General features: G+C 65.1%; 4 protein-coding genes. All 4 read left to right on the top strand.

Annotated elements, in window-relative coordinates; genetic code table 11:
- The first annotated feature begins 110 nt into the window (after window positions 1-110).
- Entirely contained in the window at window positions 111-944 is an 834-nt protein-coding gene (locus VFL64_RS03270) for a flagellin N-terminal helical domain-containing protein (RefSeq protein ID WP_489538952.1), read from the top strand.
- Between the two features lie 144 nt (window positions 945-1,088).
- A complete protein-coding gene (gene fliD, locus VFL64_RS03265) occupies window positions 1,089-2,504 on the top strand; it encodes a flagellar filament capping protein FliD (protein WP_489538951.1) in 1,416 nt (471 codons plus the stop codon).
- 132 nt (window positions 2,505-2,636) lie between these two features.
- Window positions 2,637-3,056: a flagellar export chaperone FliS gene (gene fliS / locus VFL64_RS03260; RefSeq protein ID WP_489538950.1), complete on the top strand. Its 420-nt coding sequence runs from the start codon at window positions 2,637-2,639 to the stop codon at window positions 3,054-3,056.
- 53 nt (window positions 3,057-3,109) lie between these two features.
- A partial coding sequence (locus tag VFL64_RS03255) for a flagellar protein FliT (protein WP_489538949.1) occupies window positions 3,110-3,363 on the top strand: 254 nt, incomplete at its 3' end.

The following is a 3,363-nucleotide window of genomic DNA, read 5'->3' as shown; positions in this document are numbered from 1 at the left end:
AAACCCGCGCGGACTTCAAGTCGGCAGTCACAGTGGAATGAAAGACCACGCGTCTGCAGAGCCAAACGCCGGCATGGGCCGGAGGTCGATCATTCTTGAAGGAGTGCAACATGCCCCAGACCATCAATACGAACCTCGCTTCGCTGAACGCTCAGCGGAACCTCTCCACCTCGCAGGGCTCGCTGGCGGTTGCCATGCAGCGTCTGTCGTCCGGTCTGCGCGTCAACAGCGCGAAGGACGACGCCGCCGGCCTGGCGATCGCGGAACGCATGAACGCCCAGGTGCGCGGCATGAACGTCGCCGCCCGCAATGCCAACGACGGCATCTCGCTGTCGCAAACGGCTGAAGGCGCGCTCGGCAAGATCGGCGATGCACTCCAGCGCATGCGTGAACTGGCCGTGCAGTCGGCCAACGGCACCAACAACTCGCAAGACCGCGACAACCTTCAGGCTGAGTTCGCCCAGCTGACCGAAGAAGTTTCGCGCATCGTGACCGGCACCAAGTTCAACGGCACGGTGCTGTTCGACGGCACCGCCGGCCCGTTCACCTTCCAGGTGGGCGCTGGCACCGATGCCACCGACACCATCACCATGAGCTCGGTCGACCTGACCGCCGTGGTGGCCGGTGTGCAGGCCCAGCTGATCTCCGGCACCGACAACACGCTGCCGCTGGCTGCCATCACCGAACTCGACAACTCGATCATGAGCGTGACCACCGCGCGCGCCGGCTTCGGTGCCGCCCAGAACCGCTTCGACTCCGTCATCGGCAGCCTGCAGGTGTTCGCCGAGAACCTGTCCGCCGCTCGCGGCCGGATCATGGATGCCGACTTCGCAGCCGAAACCGCCGCCCTGTCTCGTGCCCAGATCCTCCAGCAGGCCGGCAACGCGATGGTCGCCCAGGCCAACCAGCTGCCGCAGCAAGTTCTCACGCTGCTGCAGCGGTAAAAAAGTACAGCGCCGGGCTCAAGTTCCGGCAATCGCCGCCGACAACGGGATATCCGGGCTTGCTTGGATATTCCGTGTTTGCGTTTGTGGGCTCGTTTCGTGAGATTTGTCTCGCGATAGGGGCTGGAAAGAAGGAGGTGTGCCATGGCGACGATTAGTTCCACCGGTCTCGGCAGCGGCCTTGAAGTCGAGTCCATCATCACCAAGCTGATGTCGATCGAGCAGCAGCCGATCACTCGGCTGCAGGCGGCCGCGTCCACCATCCAGACCAAGATCTCCGCATTCGGCCAACTCCAGTCTTCCTTGTCGACCCTCCGCGACTCCTCGCTCGCCCTGACGAGAGCCAGCACCTGGGGCGTCACCACCGCCACCTCGTCCGACGCCACCGCCATCCAGGTGGCGACAGGCGAGGGCGCCGTGGCCGGCAACTACGCCATCAGCGTGGGTGCGCTGGCCACCGCCCAGACCACCGTCAGCCAGACCTATGCCTCGGCCGATGCGCTCGTGGGCGCCGGTACCCTGCGGGTGGAGATCGGCAGCTTCGGCCAGGCCGGGTTTGCACCGCAGCCCAACCTGGCGGCGATGAGCATCGACATCAGCCCCACCGACTCGCTGGCCACCGTGCGCAACAAGATCAACGCCGCCGGTGCAGGCGTCTCGGCGGTGATCGTCAACGACACCACGGGTTCGCGCCTGATCATCAGTTCGACCAACCCCGGCTCGGCGAACGCCTTCCGGCTGAGCGGCGACGGCGGCGCGTCGGCCTTCGGCTTCGACCCCGATGCCGGGACCAGCGCCATGACGCAGACGCAGCCGCCTGGTGATGCGCAGGTGACGATCAATGGGCTGGCCGTCACCACCTCGGGCAACCGGCTGACCGACACCATCCAGGGCCTGACGATCAACCTGAGCAAGGCCAACAGCTCCGCGCAGATCTCGGTCGCTCAGGACAACGCCTCGCTCAAGACCTCGGTGCAGTCATTCGTGGACAGCTACAACACGCTGGCCAAGATGCTGTCGACGCAGACCAAGTACGACGAAGCCACCAAGACGGCCGGCAAGCTGCAGGGCGACAGCACCGCCGTGTCGCTGCAGCGCCAACTGCGCAGCCTGGTGACCTCGAGCTCACCCGCCTCGAGCGTGTATGCCACTCTCAGTTCGGTGGGCGTAGCGCTGCAGGCCGACGGCACGCTCAAGATCGACGACACCAAGCTGACCAGCGCGCTCAATGCCAATCCGATCGAGGTGAAGAAGCTGTTCTCGACCAGCGTGGCCCGGCCCAACCCGACCGATCCCGACCTGAACGGCATCGCCACCCGGCTGCGCATCTTCGGCGACCAGATCCTCGGCAGCGATGGCTCGCTGACCACCAAGACGGCCAGCCTGAACACCATCCTGTCGCTGAACCAGAAGCAGCAGGACACCATGACCGACCGCCTGGCATTGACCGAGAAGCGGTTGCGCGCGCAATACACCTCGCTCGACACCAACATGTCCAAGCTGACCGCGCTCAACACCTACATCACGAACCAGGTGGCGGCGTGGAACAAGAGTTCTTGAGGCCCGCGCTCGCCCGGGGTGCCCGGTTGAGCGCTGGAAAACACCTGCTGTTCTGAGGTGAACGCAGGCTAAAGCAGTGCGGTGGTGGTACCGATAACAATGCATCTGACCAACGCTACAAGCCCAACAGCCATGTTCGCTTCAGCCGCTTTCTCTGCCCCGACCAAGCGCCAGCTCGGCGCCTACCAGCAAGTGCACGTCACCACCGGTGTGGATGGTGCTTCGCCGCACCGCCTGGTGGAGATGCTGTTCGAAGGACTGCTGGACACCTTCGCTCAGGCCCGTGGCGCCATCCGCCAAGGCAACATCGAAGCCAAGGGCGAGGCCATCGGCCGCGCCGTGCGCATCATCGACGAAGGCCTGCGTGCCGGCCTCAACCTCGAAGCCGGCGGCTCCCTCGCAGCCGACCTGCGAGACCTCTACGCCTACGTGACCGTGCGCCTCACCTATGCCAACCGGCACAGCGACGAGGCGGCCATCGCCGAGTGCGCCCAGTTGATCGAACCCCTGAGCAAGGCCTGGTCCGAAATGGGCCAGAAGGCAGCGGCATGAGCCGGGCTGACCGCATGCGGACCGCCTCGCCTTCCTTCGCTTCTGGAGACCCCATGAACAAAGCTCTGCTTCACTACTACGAGGCCATCGAGCAAGCCAGCGCCGACATGCTGCAAGCGGCCCGCGGCGGCGACTGGGACCAGGTCGTCAAGCTCGAAGGCGCCTGCGCGCTGCTCATCTCGCAGCTCAAGCACGCTGCCAGCGCGAAGCAGCTCGACAACGAAGAGGCGCAGCTCAAGTCGCGCATCATGCAGCGCATCCTGATCAACGACGCCGAGATCCGCCAGCTCGCCGAGCCGTGGCTGGA

The organism is Rhizobacter sp. (genome assembly GCF_035702065.1).
In the GTDB taxonomy this organism is placed as follows: domain Bacteria; phylum Pseudomonadota; class Gammaproteobacteria; order Burkholderiales; family Burkholderiaceae_C; genus Rhizobacter.
Note: the sequence above shows the minus strand (reverse complement) of the source record. Positions and strands in the feature narration are given on the sequence as shown.